Genomic DNA, 1,232 nt, shown 5'->3' on the forward strand with positions numbered 1-1,232 from the left:
TTGTATGATGGTGTCTCTGCACAGTTATGGCTGTTGTTAATGTTACGCCGCACCTCGTGAGCTCAACGGTAGGAGTCGTCGGCAGCGTCAGATGTGTATAAGATGCAGTTGGAGGAGGGTGCGGCGTGTTGCCGGCCAGCGGCCGTCACCACCGGAGCGGTGCCGGTAGCGCCGAAGGCCGCGGCAGGGGGCGCTGCCAACGTGGTCTGCGACGGCCCGCAGGGTGCCGGGCAGGAGACCGGCACAGCCACGCTCGGCGAGCGCAGCGGCCGTGGATCACCCCAACTTGGTCTGCATCCAGCGGTCGGCCACGGCGATCGGGGTCAGCCGCGGTGTGATCTTCAACGACAGCGCCCGCACGAAATCCTGCGCGGCGCGGCCATACGCCTGGCGCGCGATCAACGCCGCCTGCTTGGCACTGGCCTGCTGCTTGCGCAGCTGCACCAGGTGGATCGACGGGCGTCCCGGCGGGGCGAACTTCTGGTCGCGGCGCAGCATGTCGGCCACCAGGCCGACATCGGCGTCGGCCTTCAGCGCCTGCTGGCGGGTGTCCAGCAGTTCCTGCAGCGAAGGACGCAGTGCGCCGGCTTCGCCATGGGGGGCCAGCACGGTGTCAAAGGCGGAGGGGTCGGTCTGCAGGCGCGAAAGCGCCGCGGCGACGGTGGCAGCAAAGAGGTCGGTCATGCCGCCATTATCGCGTTAATCCGGTAGTGACGGCCGTTGGCCGTCAAAATGCGGTTGACGGCCAGCGGCCGTCACTACCGGGCTTGTCGGGTTGACGGCCAGCGGCCGTCACCACCGTTCAGTCGCCGTCGGTGTCATCCGGGTGCGCCTTCCAGTAGCCGGTGGAGCGGATCCAGTCGCGCGGCACGGCGTGGTGGCCTTCGAAGAACTTGCGCATCATCCGCGCGCGGCGCGATTCGGTGGCGATCCAATAGAACACATCGCCTTCCGGTGCCTCGAAGTCCACCAGCGCGTCTTCCAGCAGCGAACTGCTGGCCGCCGGGAAGCCATTGCGTTCCAGCCACTGGATGCGCACGTTGTCACCCTGCGGCAGGTCCTGGCGCTCGGCCTCGTCGGCCACTTCGATCAGCACCTGCACTTCGGCTTCTTCGGGCAGGATCTCCAGCCAGCGGGCAATCGCCGGCAGCGCGGTTTCATCGCCGATCAGCACATAGCCATCGTAGTCATCGGCCACCTGGAACGAACCACGCGGACCGCCGACGGCCAGC

Annotated in this window: 2 protein-coding genes; both read right to left on the bottom strand. The window is 67.3% G+C overall.

What is annotated here, in order from left to right; all coding sequences use genetic code 11:
* Positions 1-276 precede the first annotated feature (276 nt).
* Complete coding sequence (locus tag ABB28_RS14345) at positions 277-684, bottom strand: hypothetical protein (RefSeq protein WP_057509276.1); 408 nt, start codon at positions 682-684, stop codon at positions 277-279.
* 118 nt (positions 685-802) lie between these two features.
* On the bottom strand, positions 803-1,232 hold a 430-nt coding region (locus ABB28_RS14350), incomplete at its 5' end, for a siderophore-interacting protein (RefSeq protein ID WP_161809873.1).

The organism is Stenotrophomonas chelatiphaga, from assembly GCF_001431535.1.
Classification (GTDB): Bacteria; Pseudomonadota; Gammaproteobacteria; order Xanthomonadales; family Xanthomonadaceae; genus Stenotrophomonas; species Stenotrophomonas chelatiphaga.